This window comes from Streptomyces anthophorae (genome assembly GCF_049310305.1).
In the GTDB taxonomy this organism is placed as follows: domain Bacteria; phylum Actinomycetota; class Actinomycetes; order Streptomycetales; family Streptomycetaceae; genus Streptomyces.
Genome location: NZ_JBLWQQ010000001.1, coordinates 5982980 through 5999835, shown reverse-complemented (window position 1 = coordinate 5999835; position 16856 = coordinate 5982980). Strand labels below are relative to the sequence as shown.

Genomic DNA, 16856 nt, shown 5'->3' with positions numbered 1-16856 from the left:
GCCGCGTGCCACGTCAGCCCGTCCGATCACTTGTGGTGGAAAGTCGGCGTCACTTGCCGTGGAACGTGGGCGGCGGCCCCGTCACCGTGACGGTCTCGGTGACCGTGCTGGTGGAGCCCGGTTGGGGCTCCTGCGGCTCGGGTTCCTGTGGCTTCGGGTCCTGCGAGGGCGCCGGCTGCTGCGATTCCTGCGGGGGCGAAGTGCTGTCGTTCGCTGCGCAGTTGCCGAGCACCGCGTAGCTGAACCACACCTTGCCGTCGATGCGCGCGATGGTCTTCCCCCGCACGCACTTTCCGGAGACGACCCCGTACACCCACCCCTGCACGGTGATGTCCTTGCCGTCCTCGGTCTTCCCCCGGCAGTCGACCTTCACCTCGCCCGCCGTGGCACTGCCGGACGGCGAGCCGCCGGCCGTCGAGCTGCTGCTGTACGAGCCGGTGCAGCTGAGCCAGTCGACCTTGGCGTGCTGCCGGTTGAGCTCGGCGGTGGCCAGCTGGTCGGTGGTGATCGCGACCGTCGACACGTTGAGGTCGCCCTCGATCGGCTGGCACGCGACGCCCGTGGCGACGACGGCAGCGACGAGGACGAGCCCGCCGAACCCCCTCGATCCCCGCATGCACGGCAGAATGCCAGCGGACGTACAGCCTCGGTAGTGCGGTTGCGGCCACTATCGGGACAATGTGCGGGCGGGTGTCTAACCCCACCGTCCCGTACGCCCCAGCAGCAACGCCACTGCCGCCGTTCCGGCCGTCGAGGTGCGCAGGACGCTCCGCCCGAGCCGCATCGGAAGCGCCCCGGCCTCCTCGAACACCGCCAGCTCCTCGGGCGACACACCGCCTTCGGGGCCGACGACGAGCACGATCTCGCCGCTGTCCGGAAGTCCGGCCGAAGCCAGCGCCCCGCTCGGGGCGTCCCGGTCCTCGTGCAGCACCGCCGCGAAGTCCGCCCCGGCGAGCAGCGCGGCGACCTCCTTCGTCGTCGCGGCCTCCTCGACGACCGGAAAGCGCACCCGCCGCGACTGCTTCCCGGCCTCGCGCGCGGTGTTCCGCCACTTTCCGAGCGCCTTGAGCCCGCGGTCGCCGCGCCACTGCGTGATGCACCGGGACGCGGCCCACGGCACGATCGCGTCGACGCCCGTCTCGGTCATGGTCTCCACGGCGAGCTCGCCCCGGTCGCCCTTCGGCAGGGCCTGTACGACGGTGATCCGCGGCCGCTCCTCGGCCTCGACGTGCACGGGACCCGCCTCGACCGCGAGCCGGTCCTTGCCCTCGCTGCCGGTGACGACGGCCTCGCACCACGAGCCGAGCCCGTCGGTGAGGGTCACGGTCTCGCCGGCCCGCAGCCGCTTCACGGAGACGGCGTGCCGCCCCTCGGGCCCGTCGAGCACATACGGGCGGTCGCCGGGGACGTCCCCCTCGACGACGAACACGGGAGCGGTCATCAGGCGGCACCCCGCTGCGTCAACGCGGCCCTCGCGGCGTCGAGTTCGGCGGCCAGGACCTCCACGAGGTGCCCGGCCGGGAGCTCCCGGGCGAGCCGGTGTCCCTGGCCCGCCCACAGCGCCATGCCCTGCGGGTCACCGGCCTTGGCCGCGGCCTTGCGCAGCGGCGACGTCATGTGGTGGACCTGCGGGTACGCGGCGGGGGCGTACGGGCCGTGCTCGCGCATGAACCGGTTGACGAGGCCGCGCGCGGGGCGGCCGGAGAAGGCCCGCGTCAGTTCGGTCCGGTTGAACAGCGGGTTGGTCATGGCCTGCTTGTGCGGCTCCGGCGCGCCGGACTCCGGGGTGACCAGGAACGCGGTGCCGAGCTGCGCGAGATCGGCGCCGGCCGCGAGCACCGCGGCGATCTGCGCGCCGCGCATGATGCCGCCCGCGGCGATGATCGGCAGCTGCACGGTCTCGCGCACCTGCGCGATCAGCGACAGGAGGCCGATCCCGCTGCCGTCGGCCTCGGGGTTGTCCCGATGCGTGCCCTGATGGCCGCCGGCCTCGATCCCCTGTACGCACACCAGGTCGGCGGCGGCCTCCTGCGCGGCCTGCGCCTCCTCCACCGTCGTGACGGTGACGCCGACCTTCGTGCCGACGCGTTGCAGCGCCTGGACGTCCGCGCGGCGGGGGCAGCCGAAGGTGAAGGTGACCAGCGGGACGGGGTCGTCGACGAGGATCGCGAGCTTGGCGTCGTAGCCGTCGTCGCCGCAGCTGTCGGTCTCGCCGAGCGGGGTGCGGTACCAGGTGGCCTCGCCCGCGAGCTGGTTGCGGTAGACCTCGACGGTGGCCGGGTCCGCGTGTTCGGTCTGCGGCATGAAGAGGTTCACGCCGAAGGGGCGTCCGGTGAGCGCCCGCACCTGTTTGATCTCCTGGTACATCCCGTCGGCCGTTTTGTATCCGGCGGCGAGGAAACCGAGCCCTCCGGCCTCGGCCACGGCGGCGACCAGGGCGGGGTGCGAAGCGCCGCCCGCCATGGGGGCCTGCACGATCGGGAGGGGGCAGAGATCGGTCAGTGCGGAGGACATGCCCGCATCGTGCCACGTCCCCTCCGGGGGGCCGAATCGACCCGGCTCCCGCCCGCACACGTCACGGGGCTCCGCCCCGGACCCCGCTGCTCAATCGCCGCAGGGGCTGAAAATCAGGGCCCGGACATACCTATCGCCGGCGGGGCTTGATTTATCAAGCCCCGCCGGCGATTGAGGCGCGGGGTCCGGGGCGGAGCCCCGGGGCCGTAACGCCGGTGCGGCGTAAACGGGTGGCTCAACGGCCGTTGAACGCGTCCTTCAGACGGGAGAACAGACCCTGCTGACCCGGCTGGAACTGCCCCGTGGGCCGCTCCTCGCCGCGCAGCTTCGCGAGCTCCCGCAGCACCCGCTCCTGCTCCGGGTCCAGCTTCTGCGGCGTCATGACCTCGACGTGCACGATGAGGTCGCCACGGCCGCCGCCCCGCAGATGCGTGACACCGCGCCCGTGCAGCGGAACCGACTGGCCGGACTGGGTGCCGGGCCGGATGTCGATCTCCTCCGTGCCGTCGAGCGTCTCCAGCGGCACCTTCGTGCCGAGGGCCGCCGCCGTCATCGGGATGGTGACCGTGCAGTGCAGATCGTCGCCGCGCCGCTGGAAGGTCGGGTGCGGCAGCTCGTGGATCTCCACGTACAGGTCACCGGCGGGACCGCCGCCGGGGCCGACCTCGCCCTCGCCCGCGAGCTGGATCCGCGTGCCGTTGTCCACACCGGCCGGGATCTTCACCGTGAGCGTGCGACGGGACCGGATCCGGCCGTCGCCCGCGCACTCGGGGCACGGCGTCGGGACGACCGTGCCGAAGCCCTGACACTGCGGGCACGGCCGCGAGGTCATGACCTGGCCGAGGAAGGACCGCGTCACCTGCGAGACCTCACCGCGCCCGCGACACATGTCGCAGGTCTGCGCCGAGGTGCCGGGCGCCGCGCCCTCACCGCTACAGGTCGTACAGACCACAGCCGTGTCGACCTGAATGTCCTTGGTGGTGCCGAAGGCCGCCTCGTCCAGCTCGACCTCGAGCCGGATCATGGCGTCCTGGCCACGGCGCGTGCGGGACCGGGGTCCCCGCTGCGACGCCGTGCCGAAGAAGGCATCCATGATGTCCGAGAAGTTCCCGAACCCGCCGGCGCCGAAGCCACCGGCCCCGCCGCCTCCGCCGGCCTGCGACAGGGGGTCGCCCCCGAGGTCGTAGACCTGCTTCTTCTGCGGGTCGGAGAGCACCTCGTAGGCGGCGTTGATCTCCTTGAAGCGCTCCTGAGTCTTCGGGTCCGGATTCACGTCCGGGTGAAGCTCACGCGCCAGCCTTCGGAAGGCCTTCTTGATTTCGTCCTGGGAAGCGTCGCGGCGCACGCCGAGTACGGCGTAGTAGTCCGTGGCCACTTACGACTCCGCCAGGATCTGTCCGACGTAACGTGCCACTGCGCGTACTGCTCCCATCGTTCCCGGGTAATCCATGCGGGTCGGGCCGACCACGCCGAGCTTGGCCACTGCCTCGCCGCCCGAACCGTAGCCGACCGACACGACGGATGTGGAGTTGAGTCCCTCATGGGCGTTCTCATGACCGATCCGTACGGCCATGCCCGAATCTCCCAGCTCGCCAAGGAGCTTGAGGAGCACGACCTGCTCCTCAAGGGCCTCCAGAACGGGCCGGATGGTGAGGGGAAAATCATGTCCGAAGCGCGTGAGATTGGCGGTACCGCCGATCATCAGCCGCTCCTCGGTCTCCTCGACGAGTGTCTCCAGAAGAGTGGAGAGCACCGTGGAGACCGTGCCCCGGTCCTCCTGCTCGAAGGCCTCCGGCAGGTCCTGCACCAGCTGCGGCACGTCGGCGAACCTGCGGCCCGCGACGCGGCTGTTCAGCCGGGCCCGCAGATCCGCGAGGGAGGACTCGCCGAACGGCGCCGGGCAGTCGATCATCCGCTGCTCCACGCGCCCGGTGTCCGTGATCAGTACGAGCATCAGACGGGCGGGCGCGAGCGAGAGCAGCTCGACATGGCGCACGGTGGACCGGGTCAGGGACGGGTACTGGACGATCGCCACCTGCCGCGTGAGCTGCGCGAGCAGCCGCACGGTGCGGCCGACGACGTCGTCGAGATCGACGGCGCCGTCCAGGAAGTTCTGGATGGCGCGCCGCTCGGGCGCGGCCATCGGCTTCACGGCGGTGAGCTTGTCGACGAACAGGCGGTAGCCCTTGTCGGTGGGGATGCGCCCGGCGCTGGTGTGCGGCTGGGCGATGAATCCCTCGTCCTCCAGGGCTGCCATGTCGTTGCGCACGGTCGCCGGCGAGACCCCGAGCTTGTGCCGCTCGGTGAGCGCCTTGGAGCCGACGGGCTCCTCGGTGCCGACGTAGTCCTGGACGATGGCGCGCAGTACTTCGAGCCTGCGTTCGTTGAGCATCGGCGCACACCTCCAGAGAACAGCCGCTGCGTTCGTTCCTTGCGATCTTCCTGCTTTGGCACTCCCTGTGGGCGAGTGCCAATCTTCCCCGGCTCAGTGTACGGCCGGTGGGTACGGGCCCGGCAAGGGAGCTAGCGTCGAGGTATGGAGTTCGCGCAACGTATCGATTGGGCCTCGTCGGGCTGGGAGAGGCTCGCGCCGAACGTGGGGCGGGTGCGGTTGCCCGGCTGGGACTGCACGACCGGCCTCGTGGTCGGTGAAGACGCGGCACTCTTGATCGACACCGGATCCTCACTCCGTGAAGGCGCCCGGCTGCGCGCGGACACCCGGGCGCTCCTCGGTCCGCACCGAAGGGTGACGCATGTCGCGCTGACCCACCCCCATTTCGACCATGTGCTCGGCACGGCCGCGTTCGCGGGGGTCGAGGCGTACGGGGCGGTGGGCATCGACGCCCTCTTCGAGCACGGCGCCGAGGGGCTGCGCGCCGACGCCGTGCGCCACGGGGTGCCCCCGGAGGAGGCGGCCGAGGCGGTCGACATCCTCGTCACTCCGCCGCACCGGGTGTGCGGGGAGCGGACGCTCGACCTGGGCGGCGGCCTGACGGTACTGCTGGCGAACATCGGCCCTGCGCACAGCGGCCACGATCTGGCGGTGCTGGTCCCGGGCGCGCCGGAGATCGTCTTCTGCGGCGACCTGGTGGAGGAGTCGGGCGAACCGCAGGCGGGCCGGGACGCGGCGCCGGGGCACTGGCCCGCGGCGCTCGACCGGCTGCTCGACCTCGGCGGCGAGGACGCGGTGTACGTGCCGGGGCACGGTTCGGTGGTGAATGCGGAGTTCGTCCGCGCGCAACGCGCCACATTGGCGACGCGTTTCGGCGTGTCGTAGCCGGGGACCTGGGACTTCTCTTATCGTCCCTCGAATGCGCCAGTACTCTGCCGATCTCACTCCCCCGTGGAAGCGGAACAAGCCGACCCCCGAGGTGCCGGCCGAACCCGACCTCGTCGTCGAGGAGGTCACCACGGGCTTCTGCGGCGCGGTGATCCGGGTCGAGAAGACGGCGCAGGGGCCGACGGTCACGCTTGAGGACCGCTTCGGCAAGCTCCGGGTGTTCCCGATGGAGCCGCGCGGTTTCATGATCGACGGCAAGGTCGTCACCCTCGTACGTCCCTCGGCGCAGGCCCCGACGCGGCCGGCCCGCAGCGCGTCGGGATCGGTGGCGGTGCCCGGCGCCCGCGCCCGGGTGGCCCGCGCGGGCCGCATCTACGTCGAGGGCAAGCACGATGCCGAGCTCATCGAGCGGGTCTGGGGCCACGACCTGCGCATCGAGGGCGTGGCGGTGGAGTTCCTTGAGGGCGTCGACGACCTCCCGGCGGTCGTCTCCGAGTTCGCGCCGGGGCCGGACGCGCGGCTCGGGGTTCTCGTGGACCACCTGGTGCGGGGCTCGAAGGAGTGGCGCATCGCCCAGTCGGTGACGAGTGAGCACGCGCTGGTCGTGGGCCACCCCTACATCGACATCTGGGAGGCGGTGAAGCCGGCCTCGGTGGGCATCGAGGCGTGGCCGCGTGTGCCGCGCGGGCAGGACTGGAAGACGGGGGTGTGCCGGGCGCTCGGATGGCGGGTGGCGAACACGGGGGAGGCGTGGCAGCACATCCTGTCGCGGGTGCACTCCTACAAGGACCTGGAACCGGAACTCCTCGGCCGAGTCGAGGAACTGATCGACTTCGTGACGGCCCCGGCGTAACTCGCCCCGCACCGTGGTTGCGCTCTCGGGGCTCCGCCCCGGACCCCGCGCCTCAATCGCCGGCGGGGCTTGAATTGCCCACCCGCTCCCTCCCGGGGCGGCGGTCCGAAGTCAGTCGACCAGGTCGCGGACCACGCCATCCGCCAGCAGGCGGCCACGCAACGTCAGGACCGCGCGGCCCGCGGCGAACGGTTCCGCCTCGAGGAGCCCGTCCCGCAGCGCGCCCCGCGCCGCCGCAAGGCCGTCCGCCCGCAGCAGCTCCAACGGGCACCCGTCCCGAAGCCGCAGCTCAAGGAGGATCCGCTCGACCCGGCGGTCCTCCTCCGCCAGTACCTCACGCCCGGCCCCGGGCGACCGCCCACCCGCGAGCGCCGCCGCGTACGCGCCGGGGTGCTTCACGTTCCACCACCGCACCCCGCCCACATGGGAGTGCGCCCCGGGCCCGGCCCCCCACCAGTCGGCCCCGCGCCAGTACAGCTCGTTGTGGAGGCAGCGCCCGGCCTCGGACGTCGCCCAGTTCGACACCTCGTACCAGTCGAACCCGGCCGCGCCGAGCACCTCGTCGGCGATCAGATAGCGGTCCGCGTGCACGTCGTCGTCGGTCATCGGCACCTCGCCGCGCCGGATCCGCCGCGCGAGCTGCGTGCCCTCCTCGACGATCAGCGCGTACGCCGACACGTGGTCGGGCCCCGCCCCGAGCGCCGCGTCGAGCGTGGCCCGCCAGTCGTCGTCCGTCTCTCCGGGGGTGCCGTAGATGAGGTCGAGGTTGACGTGGTCGAACCCCGCCGCCCGGGCCTCCGCGACACAGGCCTCGGGCCGCCCCGGCGTATGCGTCCGGTCGAGGACCTTCAGCACGTGCTGCCGGGCGCTCTGCATCCCGAACGAAATCCGGTTGAAGCCGCCCTCCCGCAGCGTCTCCAGGTAGGCCGGGTCCACCGACTCCGGATTCGCCTCGGTCGTGATCTCCGCGTCGTCCGCGAGCCCGAACTCGTCACGGATCGACCCCAGCATCCGCACGAGATCCGCGGCCGGAAGGAGCGTCGGCGTACCGCCGCCGACGAACACGGTGCGGACCGGGCGCGGGTTGTCCCCCAGGACCTTGCGCGCGAGGCGCACCTCGTCGACCAGCGTCTCCGCGTAGTTGTCACGGGACGCGAGCACGCCGCCCGTGCCGCGCAGCTCGGTGGCCGTGTACGTGTTGAAGTCGCAGTAGCCGCAGCGCGTGGCGCAGTACGGGACGTGGAGGTAGAAGCCGAGGGGCCGGGAGCCGGACCCGGCGAGGGCGGACGCGGGCAGCGAACCGTCGTCGGGCACGGGCTCACCATCGGGAAGTGCGGAAGGCATGAACCCATTGTCCCGCCTCGCCGGGCAAACCCCGCCTCACTGCGCCTGGAGCACCAGCAGCGCCAGGTCGTCGTCCGGCGGACTGTCCCCGAAAGCGTGCACGAGCCGCCGGATCCGCTCCGCGAGCAGCTGCGCCGTCAGCCCCGCGCACCCGGCGAGCGCCTGCGCCAGACCGTCGCCGTCGTCGAACTGGACGGCACCGCGGCGCCGCTCCGTCACCCCGTCGGTGACACCGAGGAGCGTGTCCCCGGTGCGCATCACGAACGTTTCGCTCGTGTAGTCCGGGTCGTCCACGACACCGAGCAGCACCTGCGGCGCGGCCGCGGCGACGACCTCTCCGCCCGGCCGCATCAGCAGCGGCAGCGGATGCCCGGCGGAGGCGAGGGTGCAGAGCACGCCGTCCTCGGTGGGGGTCAGCTCGCCGTAGAGGAGCGAGAGGAAGCGGGAGGTGGAGCCCTCCGGCGGGACGCCCCGGCCGTCGGCGGCGGCGAGGGCGCGGGCGGCGGCGTCGGAGGCCTCGGTCGCGTCGTCGAGCAGCAGCCTGTTCAGCCGGTCGAGGACCTGCGCGACCTGGTACTCCTCGCGCGCCAGGAGCCGCAGCCAGGGGCGTACGAGGCCGATGACGACGGCGGCCTCGGGGCCCTTGCCCTGGACGTCGCCGAGTGCGAAGCACCAGCGTCCGTCGCCGGCCGGGAACACGTCGTAGAAGTCGCCGCCGGGGCCGCCCGCCTCCTTCGGCTCGTACACGAGGGCCGTCTTGACGCCGGGGATCTCGGCCATGGACGTGGGCAGCAGTCCGCTCTGAAGGATGCGGCTGATGGTGGCCTGCCGGGTGAACCTGCGGGCCGCGCTGACGGCGAGGGCGACGCGCCTGCTGAAGTCCTCGACGAGCCCGGTGATCTCGTCGGGGAAGCGGTGCAGCCCCGACCGGCCGATCAGCAGGATGCCGAGGGCGCGGCCGCCCGCGGAGAGCCGGTAGGCGAGCGCGGAGCCCGAGCCCTCCGCCCCCGCGCCGCCCCGCGCGTCGAAGGGCCAGGGCACGGGGACGGCGCCGGAGAGCCGGTCGGGCAGCCGCGGGGGCTCCTTCTCCAGGAGTCCGCGCAGCTCCTCGGTCCGCTGTTCGTGGGTGTGCCAGACGCGGGCGAGCCGGGGCAGCTGCATCGGGCCCGCGCCCAGCACGTCGTGCTCGACGACGCCCGGCAGGCCGCGCCCCTCCTCCTCGTAGAACCAGATGGCGCACCAGTCGGCGAGCCGCGGCACGAGGAGCTGGCCGACGAGGGCGGCCACCATGTCCTCGTCGAGCTGTCCCGCGAGCAGGTCGGAGGCCTCGGCGAGGAAGGAGAGCGCGCCGCGGTTGATCCAGTCCTGGTCCTGGGGGGCGCGCCGGGACGCGGGCGCCAGGATCTCCGCGGCGCGCAAGCCCCTTTGCAGGTTGCGCACGCGGGCCGGGGTGTCGGGAATCTCCGCGGCGGCCGTCGGGGCGTCGGCGGGGATGCGGGCCCAGACGGTCTTGGTTCCGTGCCCGTAGGTGATGCCCCACAACTCGGCCAGGGAGGCGACGAGTTGGAGCCCGCGGCCGTACTCGGGGGTCTCGGGCGAGCGGAAGCCCCGGTCGTTGCGGACGGCGCGGGCCGGGTGCCGGTCGGTGACCTCGACGACGAGCCCGGCGGTGGCGCTGCCGTCGGGAGTGGGGCCCTCCAGGCGGCACAGGAGGTCGACTCCGGTGCCGGCGTGCACGACGGCGTTGGTGACGAGTTCGCTGAGCACGACGGTCGCGTCGTCCATCAGGCGGCCGTCGAGGGTCAGGGAAACCGACAGCTCGGGCAGTTCGGTCCAGTCGGCGAACGCGGCCCGCAGGAAGCGGCGGGCGGCGGAGGGCGCGAGCGGGTTTCCCGGCAGCGACGTGCGCGCGAAGATCGGCTCCCCGGCCGGCTGGTCCGGCACGTCCGGGTGGCCGAGAGCGCTCTCCCGCTGGATCGGAATGGAACCCACGTTTCGGCTCCTGAGTAGTTGTGGCAAAGACGCCTCAGGCGACACCGACAGAGTGACAGACTGACCACGCCCATAAGCGCGGAGTTACCTAAGTAGGCCGCTATGAGTGAGAACAGTGGTATGCGTGCACCTCAGAAGGGCTACGGTGACGAAGCCATTCGCCCGAGCGATCTCCGGCCGTTATTGGCCGCGCTGACGGCTGCCCGGGACGGCACGTTCACCCATGTGCCCTCCACCGCGGACGGGCTGGTCGGTGAACTCGGCGCGACGTTCAACCAGCTCGCGGACCGCAGCCTGCACTTCAATTCCGAACTCGCGCGCGTGCGCAGAGAAATCACCCGGCACGGCCGCCTCGACGAGCGCCTCGACGCCAGTCCGGGACAGGGCGCCTGGATCACCCGGGTCGGCGATGTGAACACCATCATCGACGCGCTCGTCGCGCCGACCGCGAACGCCACGCGGGTGCTCGAAGCGGTGGCGGGCGGCGACCTGACCCAGCGCGTCGATCTGCACGACGGCTCCCGCCAACTCCGGGGCGACCTGCGGCGGTTGGGGCGTTCGGTCAACAAGATGGTGGACCAGCTCTCCCTGTTCACCGGCGAGGTGACACGGGTGGCCCGCGAGGTGGGCACCGAGGGCAGGCTCGGCGGGCGCGCCAAGGTGACGGGGCTCTCCGGGAGCTGGCGCGACGTGACCGAGGCGGTCAACACCATGGCGTCGCGGCTCACGGCGCAGGTGCGGGACATCGCGCTCGTGACGACGGCGGTGGCGCAGGGCGACCTGACGCGCACGGTGACGATCGAGGCGACGGGCGAGCTGCTCGAGCTGAAGCTGACCGTGAACACGATGGTCGACCAGCTCTCCGCGTTCGCCGACGAGGTCACGCGCGTCGCCCGCGAGGTCGGCACCGAGGGCCAGTTGGGCGGGCGCGCCCAGGTCCGCGGCGTCTCCGGCGTCTGGAAGGACCTCACCGACAACGTCAACTTCATGGCGTCGAACCTGACTTCCCAGGTCCGCAACATCGCGCAGGTCACGACCGCCGTGGCCGATGGCGACCTGAGCCAGAAGATCACGGTCGACGCCCAGGGCGAGATCCTGGAACTCAAGTCGACGATCAACACGATGGTCGACCAGCTCTCCGCCTTCGCCGACGAGGTCACCCGCGTCGCCCGCGAGGTCGGCACCGAGGGCCAGTTGGGCGGGCGCGCCCAGGTCCGCGGCGTCTCCGGCGTCTGGAAGGACCTCACCGACAACGTCAACTTCATGGCGGACAACCTGACCTCCCAGGTCCGCAACATCGCGCTCGTGTCGACGGCGGTGGCGCAGGGAGACCTCGGCAAGAAGATCACGGTCGAGGCGAAGGGCGAGATCCTCGAACTCAAGTCGACGATCAACACGATGGTCGACCAGCTCTCCGCCTTCGCCGACGAGGTCACCCGCGTCGCCCGCGAGGTCGGCACCGAGGGCAACCTCGGCGGCCAGGCGCAGGTCCGCGGCGTGTCCGGGGTCTGGAAGGACCTCACCGACAACGTCAACTTCATGGCGTCGAACCTGACCTCGCAGGTGCGCAACATCGCCCAGGTCACGACCGCCGTGGCGCAGGGCGACCTGTCGAAGAAGATCTCGGTCGACGCGCGCGGCGAGATCCTGGAGCTGAAGGACACCGTCAACACGATGGTGGAGCAGCTGCGCGGCTTCGCCGACGAGGTGACCCGCGTGGCCCGCGAGGTCGGCACCGACGGGCGGCTCGGCGGGCGGGCGACCGTGCACGGGGTCTCGGGCGTCTGGAAGGACCTCACCGACAACGTCAACTACATGGCGGACAACCTGACCTCGCAGGTGCGCAACATCGCGCAGGTCGCCACCGCCGTGGCCCAGGGCGACCTGTCGAAGAAGATCGACGTCGACGCCCGCGGCGAGATCCTGGAACTGAAGACGACGATCAACACGATGGTCGACACGCTCTCCTCGTTCTCCTCCGAGGTGACCCGGGTGGCCCGCGAGGTGGGCTCCCAGGGCCAGCTGGGCGGCCAGGCCCGGGTCGAGGGCGTGTACGGCACGTGGAAGCGCCTGACGACGAACGTGAACGAGCTGGCGCTGAACCTGACCACACAGGTCCGCGCCATCGCCGAGGTCGCCTCCGCAGTGACCTCGGGCGACATGTCCCGCTCGATCACGGTGGACACGCAGGGCGAGGTCGCCGAGCTCAAGGACAACATCAACCTGATGGTGGCCAACCTCCGCGAGACGACCCGCGCGAAGGACTGGCTGGAGTCGAACCTGGCCCGCCTCGCCGCCCTGATGCAGGGCCACCGCGACCTGATGGAGGTCGCCGACCTGATCCTGCGCGAGCTGACACCGCTGGTGAACGCGCAGTACGGCGCCTTCTTCCTCGCGGAGGAGGACGAGGACGGCACGCAACAGCCGACAGCCGTACCGACCAAGGGACTCGCGTACATCGCGGGGTACGGCTCGGGCTCCGCCTCGGTCATCGACACGGGCGGGATGCCGGTCCACGGCCTCGTACGGCAGGCGGCCCTGGAGAAGAAGCGGATCCTGGTGGAGGAGGTGCCGCCGGACTACATCAACATCAACAGCGGGCTCGGCGAGGCGGCGCCCGCGTCCGTCGTGATCATCCCGATCCTCTTCGAGGACAAGCTCCTCGGCGTGATCGAGCTGGCCTCGTTCTCCCGCTTCTCCGACGTCCACCTGGCGTTCTTCGACCAGTTCGTGAACACCATCGGCGTCGCCATCAACACCATCATCGCCAACTCCCGCACGGAGTCCCTGCTCGGCGAGTCCCAGCGGCTCGCCATCCAGCTCCAGGAGCGCTCGGACGAACTCCAGCGCCAGCAGGCCGAATTGCAGCGCTCGAACGCCCAACTGGAGGAGAAAGCCGCTCTGTTGGCGACCTCCTCGCAGTACAAGTCGGAGTTCCTGGCGAACATGTCGCACGAGCTGCGCACCCCGCTCAACTCGCTGCTCATCCTCGCCCGGCTGCTCTCCGACAACCCGGACGGTCATCTCAACGACCAGGAGGTGCAGTTCGCGACGACGATCCACCGCTCCGGCTCCGACCTGCTCCAGCTCATCACCGACATCCTCGACCTGTCGAAGATCGAGGCCGGCCGGATGGACGTACGCCCCAAGAAGCTCCCCCTCATCAAGGTCCTCGACTACGTCCACGCCACGTTCCGGCCCCTCACCCTCGACCGCGGCCTCGCCTTCGAGGTGTCGGTCGGCGAGGACGTTCCGCGGGAGATGTTCTCCGACGAGCAGCGGCTCCAGCAGATCCTGCGCAACCTCCTGTCGAACGCGATCAAGTTCACCGCGCAGGGCCGGGTCGAACTGCGGGTCCGCCGGGTCAAGAGCCCCGAGGGGGCCCCGCTGAGCGACAGCGACGACCTGCTCGCCTTCGCCGTCACCGACACCGGGATCGGCATACAGCGCGACAAACTGGCCGTCGTCTTCGAGGCGTTCCAGCAGGCCGACGGCACGACGAACCGCAAGTACGGCGGCACGGGCCTCGGCCTGTCCATCAGCCGGGAGATCTCCGCGCTGCTCGGCGGCCACATCGTCGCGGAGAGCGAGCCCGGCGAGGGCTCCACCTTCACCCTGTACGTCCCCGTGCGCTGCCCCGGGCACGAGCCGCCGCCCGGACAGGAGCAGGAGCCGCCCGCCCTGCCGGACGCGACCTCCGTGCCCGAGCAGGGAACCCCCGCGGACACGTTCGCGACGCCGCAGCCACCGGAACAGGAGGACAACTGGCCGGCGACGACGAAACTGGAGCAGTGGAAGACGGGCAGGCCGGGGCAGGTCCTGCCGGGCCGCCGCGTCCTGATCGTCGACGACGACATCCGCAACGTCTTCGCGCTCACCCATGTACTCGGTCGCGTCGGCATGCCGGTCCTGTACGCGGAGAACGGCCGCGAGGGCATCGAGACGCTGGAGAGCCACCCCGATGTCGAACTCGTCCTGATGGACATCATGATGCCCGAGATGGACGGCTACGAGACGATCTCCGTCATTCGCAGTACACCGCGGTGGGCCGGACTGCCCATCGTGGCGCTGACTGCCAAGGCCATGCCCGGCGACCGCGAGAAATCCATCGCCAAGGGTGCGAATGATTACGTACCGAAACCGGTGGACGTCGACCAGTTGCTGAACGTCGTGTGCGAGCTGCTGGCCCCCGAGGAGGCGGAACCGTCCGCCGCCGAGGTCTCCGGTACTCCGGCGACCACTGAGTGAGGCACCGTCAACATGACCACTGCACAGACCACTTCAGCGGATCGAGCCAGCATCCTCCTCGTCGACGACATGGAGGACAACCTGACCGCCCTCGAAGCCGTCCTGGGGCCGCTCAACGAGCCGCTGGTCAGGGCCCGTTCGGGCGAGGAGGCGATGAAGGCGCTGCTGCGCAGGCAGTTCGCCGTCGTCCTCCTGGACATCAGGATGCCCGGCATGGACGGCTTCGAGACGGCGACGAACATCAAGCGTCTCGACCAGACCAAGGACGTCCCGATCATCTTCCTGACCGGCACGGAGGCCGACACCGGCTACGCCTTCCGCGGCTACGCGACCGGCGCGGCGGACTATCTGACCAAGCCGTTCGACCCCTGGGTGCTGCGCGCGAAGGTGACCGTCTTCCTCGACCTGCACCGCAAGAACCGCCAGCTGCAACGCCTCCTGACCCGCGAGCACCAGCAGCTGGACGACCTCGCGGCCCGCATGACGACGATGGAGCGCCGCCTGACCGAGAACGAGAACCCCGAAGTGCGGGAACTCCGCCACGACATCGGGGAGATGAAGGAGACGCTGCGGCTGCTGCGCCGGGGGTAGGGCCCGTCCTCGACGGGCCCTGCCCGGGCGCCTGCCCGACCGCGGCGTCTCCTCGGGGCGTCAGCCCTCGCGGCTGCCGGAGTACATCTCGTCGAGCAGCGCCTTGTACTCGCGCTCGACGACCGGGCGCTTCAGCTTCAGGCTGGGCGTCAGCTCGCCGTGCTCGATGTCGAGGTCGCGGGGCAGGAGCTTGAACTTCTTGATGGTCTGCCAGCGCTGGAGACCCTCGTTCAGCTCCTTCACGTAGCCCTCGATGAGCTGCACCGTCTGCGGCGCGGCGACGACCTCCGCGTACGAGGCGCCGCTGAGGTCGTTCTCCTTGGCCCACTCCAGGATCGACGGCTCGTCGAGCGAGATGAGCGCCGTGCAGAAGTTCCGGTCGGCGCCGTGCACCAGGATGTTGGAGACGTACGGGCACACGGCCTTGAACTGGCCCTCGACCTCGGCGGGCGCGATGTACTTGCCGCCCGAGGTCTTGATGAGGTCCTTCTTGCGGTCGGTGATCCGCAGGTAGCCGTCGTTGGACAGCTCGCCGATGTCGCCGGTGTGGAACCAGCCGTCGGACTCCAGGACCTCGGCCGTCTTGTCGGGAAGGCCGTGGTAGCCCTCCATGATGCCGGGGCCGCGCAGCAGGATCTCGCCGTCGTCCGCGATCCGCACCTCGGTACCGGGCAGCGGCTTGCCGACGGTGCCGGTGCGGTACGCCTCACCGGGGTTCACGAAGGAGGCGGCGCTGGACTCGGTCAGTCCGTAGCCCTCCAGGATGTGCACGCCCGCGCCGGCGAAGAAGTAGCCGATCTCGGGAGCGAGCGCGGCCGAGCCGGACACGCACGCCCGCAGGCGCCCGCCGAAGGCCTCCCGCAGCTTGCCGTAGACCAGGCGGTCGGCGGCCTTGTGCTTCGAGGCGAGCTTGAACGGCACCGAGGCGACGCCCGTGCGGCGGAAGTTGTCCTGGCTGACCTTCGCGTACTCGCGCGCGACCCCGGCCGCCCACTGGAAGATCTTGAACTTGGCGCTGCCGCCGGCCCGCGCCTTCGCGGCGACACCGTTGTAGACCTTCTCGAAGATGCGCGGCACGGCGGCCATGTAGGTCGGCTGCACGACCGGCAGATTCTCGATGATCTTGTCCACGCGGCCGTCGACCGCGGTGACGTGCCCGACCTCGATCTGGCCGGAGGTGAGCACCTTGCCGAAGACGTGCGCGAGCGGCAGCCACAGGTACTGCACGTCCTCGCCGCTCACGAGGCCGGTCGCCGCGATGGCCTTCGCCATGTACGACCAGTTGTCGTGCGGGAGCCGGACACCCTTGGGGCGGCCGGTGGTGCCGGAGGTGTAGATGAGCGTGGCGAGCTGGTCCTTCTCGATCGCCGCGACCCGCTCGGTGACGACGTCCGGGTTCTTCTCCAGGTACGCGGCGCCGCGCGCCTCCAGGTCCTCCAGGGTGAGCACCCAGCCGTCGGGGTCGGCGGCGTCCGGCTCGACACCGGTCGCGTCGATCACCACGACGTGCCGCAGCTCCGGCAGCTCGGAGCGGCGGGCCCGCGCCTTGGCGAGCTGCGCGGCGTCCTCCGCGACCATCACCTTCGACTCGGAGTCGGACAGGATGAACGAGGACTCGTCCTCGTTGGTCTGCGGGTACACGGTCGTGGTCGCCGCGCCCGCGCACATGATGCCGAGGTCCGCGAGTATCCACTCGACGCGGGTCGAGGAGGCGAGCGCCACCCGCTCCTGCGGGCCCACGCCCAGCTCGACCAGGCCGGCGGCGATGGCGTACACGCGCTGCGCGGCCTGCGCCCAGCTCAGCGACTTCCAGTCGTCGGGGCCCGTGCCGGAGGCCGGGGGCACCGGATAGCGGTAGGCCTCGGCGTCCGGTGTCGCCGTCACGCGCTCCAGGAAGAGGTTCGCCACGGAGGGCGGACGGTTCTCGATCAAGGTCTGTGTGTCGCTCACGACGTCCTCCGGGCCCGCGGCAGTGCGGCTTGTTTCAGCGGCTTGTTTAACTGGTGAGTAACCATTGGGCAGTGATCAGGGTAA

At 70.9% G+C, this 16856-nt stretch carries 12 protein-coding genes; 4 read left to right on the top strand and 8 right to left on the bottom strand.

Annotated features, from left to right (window positions below; genetic code table 11):
* Positions 1 to 49: 49 nt before the first annotated feature.
* The 5 genes from ACNYS0_RS27185 to hrcA form a co-directional block, all read right to left on the bottom strand.
* Positions 50 to 616 carry a hypothetical protein gene (locus tag ACNYS0_RS27185; RefSeq protein WP_422477060.1) on the bottom strand — a complete coding sequence of 189 codons (567 nt, stop codon included), beginning with the start codon at positions 614 to 616 and terminating at the stop codon, positions 50 to 52.
* A 78-nt stretch (positions 617 to 694) separates the two neighbouring features.
* Positions 695 to 1441, bottom strand: a complete 747-nt coding sequence (locus ACNYS0_RS27180; RefSeq protein ID WP_422407263.1) for a 16S rRNA (uracil(1498)-N(3))-methyltransferase — start codon at positions 1439 to 1441, stop codon at positions 695 to 697.
* Positions 1441 to 2514, bottom strand: a complete 1074-nt coding sequence (locus ACNYS0_RS27175) for a nitronate monooxygenase (protein ID WP_422477059.1) — start codon at positions 2512 to 2514, stop codon at positions 1441 to 1443. Before ACNYS0_RS27175 ends, ACNYS0_RS27180 begins: the two co-directional genes overlap by 1 nt.
* A 235-nt stretch (positions 2515 to 2749) precedes the next feature.
* Positions 2750 to 3889: a molecular chaperone DnaJ gene (gene dnaJ, locus ACNYS0_RS27170; protein WP_385757015.1), complete on the bottom strand. Its 1140-nt coding sequence runs from the start codon at positions 3887 to 3889 to the stop codon at positions 2750 to 2752.
* The gene (gene hrcA / locus ACNYS0_RS27165; RefSeq protein ID WP_422407266.1) at positions 3890 to 4906 is read right to left on the bottom strand and encodes a heat-inducible transcriptional repressor HrcA; all 1017 of its coding nucleotides are present in this window, start codon (positions 4904 to 4906) and stop codon (positions 3890 to 3892) included.
* Between the two features lie 144 nt (positions 4907 to 5050).
* Here hrcA and ACNYS0_RS27160 point away from each other — a divergent pair, with 144 nt between their 5' ends.
* Entirely contained in the window at positions 5051 to 5791 is a 741-nt protein-coding gene (locus ACNYS0_RS27160; protein ID WP_422477058.1) for an MBL fold metallo-hydrolase, read from the top strand.
* Between the two features lie 34 nt (positions 5792 to 5825).
* Positions 5826 to 6647, top strand: a complete 822-nt coding sequence (locus ACNYS0_RS27155; protein ID WP_422477057.1) for a DUF3097 domain-containing protein — start codon at positions 5826 to 5828, stop codon at positions 6645 to 6647.
* A gap of 111 nt (positions 6648 to 6758) precedes the next feature.
* Here the strand turns inward: ACNYS0_RS27155 and hemW are convergent, their stop codons facing one another.
* Positions 6759 to 7991: a radical SAM family heme chaperone HemW gene (hemW, locus tag ACNYS0_RS27150; RefSeq protein ID WP_422477056.1), complete on the bottom strand. Its 1233-nt coding sequence runs from the start codon at positions 7989 to 7991 to the stop codon at positions 6759 to 6761.
* A 36-nt stretch (positions 7992 to 8027) separates the two neighbouring features.
* Positions 8028 to 9983 carry a SpoIIE family protein phosphatase gene (locus tag ACNYS0_RS27145; RefSeq protein ID WP_422477055.1) on the bottom strand — a complete coding sequence of 652 codons (1956 nt, stop codon included), beginning with the start codon at positions 9981 to 9983 and terminating at the stop codon, positions 8028 to 8030.
* A 102-nt stretch (positions 9984 to 10085) separates the two neighbouring features.
* Between ACNYS0_RS27145 and ACNYS0_RS27140 the strand changes: the two genes are divergently transcribed.
* Together ACNYS0_RS27140 and ACNYS0_RS27135 are read left to right on the top strand one after the other, a co-directional pair.
* The gene (locus ACNYS0_RS27140; RefSeq protein ID WP_422477054.1) at positions 10086 to 14231 is read left to right on the top strand and encodes a HAMP domain-containing protein; all 4146 of its coding nucleotides are present in this window, start codon (positions 10086 to 10088) and stop codon (positions 14229 to 14231) included.
* A gap of 12 nt (positions 14232 to 14243) precedes the next feature.
* A complete protein-coding gene (locus ACNYS0_RS27135) occupies positions 14244 to 14822 on the top strand; it encodes a response regulator (RefSeq protein WP_422477053.1) in 579 nt (192 codons plus the stop codon).
* 60 nt (positions 14823 to 14882) lie between these two features.
* Here the strand turns inward: ACNYS0_RS27135 and ACNYS0_RS27130 are convergent, their stop codons facing one another.
* A complete protein-coding gene (locus ACNYS0_RS27130) occupies positions 14883 to 16772 on the bottom strand; it encodes an AMP-dependent synthetase/ligase (protein WP_422477052.1) in 1890 nt (629 codons plus the stop codon).
* Between the last annotated feature and the right edge of the window lie 84 nt (positions 16773 to 16856).